Source organism: Acinetobacter sp., assembly GCF_036666595.1.
GTDB lineage: Bacteria > Pseudomonadota > Gammaproteobacteria > Pseudomonadales > Moraxellaceae > Acinetobacter.
This window is the reverse complement of record NZ_JAVWVO010000037.1, coordinates 1-1001: the sequence shown is the minus strand read 5'-3', so window position 1 is coordinate 1001 and position 1001 is coordinate 1. Positions and strand designations below refer to the sequence as shown.

The window sequence follows — 1001 nt, the reverse complement described above, 5'->3', positions numbered from 1 at the left end:
CCCAGTAGTTTAGTCGCTTGTGGATTTTGCGGAATTCGGGTCACGGGTTGGTCGAAATCAAAATCATCATCGATCATAAATTGATACTCTTTAATATTCTTAAGAGGTTAAAAAAGAAAACTTTTGAAATCATAGACTATTTAATTTATTGTTTTTTAATTTATCAAGCTCTAATTCAGGATCTATATTTTCATTGATCATATTTAGTAAAACTATATTAGAAAACATAATACAAAAACTTGCATTATCAATATGTTCAATCAAATTAGAATCTATAAACTTTCGTTTAGCTGCGTCATGTACAAGCTCATGTCGTAAATTAAATAAAAATTTTAGAGATTGGAGGTACTTATCTTCGTAAATGGCTATTTTTTCAGGCATATTTTTGAATCTAAATTGCATACCATTTAAAGAACTCCAAAAACCTTTTTTTAAAAATTTAGAAAAAACTCTCTCTATACTTTCAATATTTTGAAAAGACAAACCATTTGTTACAAGTTCACATGGATGAATCATATTCACGTGCATATCAACCAATTCATTAATATCATATTTATTTTGATGAATGTGCTTCAATGGCTCTTTGATAAATTCAGAATGGCAAAGTCTAAAAATTGTATCCACTATATCCTTATAGTAGACCTCTACTGCACTTATAAACGATATGACAATTGATCTTTCAATTAAATGACTAAATTCGTTTTCATAATTACTTTCTAATAATTGCTCACTGGCGGTAGAACATTCTATACATACATTACAGAAATTTTTTATGGGTTCTGCCCCTCTTTCTACTCGATTATTTCTATATTGTTTTATTTCTTGTATACGCATAAGGACTATTCAAAAGATTAAACTCTCGTGATTGTAGCCAACAATCTTATAAGTTTGAAAACTTTTCACCGATTCACTTGTGCAAGTCGAGGCTATCTAAGGTAAAATCGTTGACCTTATATAAAATACGAATGAGAGAGTCATATCCGTGCGTAATATTTTAGTCA

General features: G+C 29.2%; 1 protein-coding gene. It reads right to left on the bottom strand.

The annotated features are described in order from the left end of the window. Positions 1–129: 129 nt before the first annotated feature. Entirely contained in the window at positions 130–834 is a 705-nt protein-coding gene (locus RR876_RS16560) for a hypothetical protein (RefSeq protein WP_178928993.1), read from the bottom strand. Positions 835–1001 lie beyond the last annotated feature (167 nt).

Coding starts and splice junctions, on each gene's coding strand:
- RR876_RS16560 (WP_178928993.1), bottom strand. CDS start 834: ATGCGTATACAAGAAATAAAACAATATAGAAATAATCGAGTAGAAAGA.